Below are 388 nucleotides of genomic sequence, written 5' to 3'. Positions count from 1 at the left end.
AAAAAGAAAATAAAAAAATGAAAATCATTCAATCTGCCACAATACTGTTCTCTACGCGTGGTGTCCGTAACACAACGGTTGATGAAATTGCAAAGACAGCTAAAGTTGGTAAAGGTACTATTTATTATTACTATACAGATAAAACTGAAATATTATGCGACTGCTATATGCGTCATATTCAGCTTAAGCGCTCACAATTATTTAATTTATATAAAGAAGAAAAAGATGTTTTACTTCGAATACAAAAAATTCTTCATTATATCAGCCTAGAATATCATCAAGATCCATTTGTTTCTACACTCTTTCAAGAATATAAAGAGTACCATTCACCTGAAATTACAACTTGTTTTAAACAATCTGAAGAAGAAGCAATTAACATGATAAGTAA

General features: G+C 29.4%; 1 protein-coding gene. It reads left to right on the top strand.

All coding sequences use genetic code 11. From position 1 onward, the window contains the following. A partial coding sequence (locus ACS2FK_RS30535) for a TetR/AcrR family transcriptional regulator (RefSeq protein ID WP_438899981.1) occupies window positions 1-388 on the top strand: 388 nt, incomplete at both ends.

Source organism: Bacillus cereus group sp. BceL220 (genome assembly GCF_051776965.1).
In the GTDB taxonomy this organism is placed as follows: domain Bacteria; phylum Bacillota; class Bacilli; order Bacillales; family Bacillaceae_G; genus Bacillus_A; species Bacillus_A cereus.
Note: the sequence above shows the minus strand (reverse complement) of the source record. Positions and strands in the feature narration are given on the sequence as shown.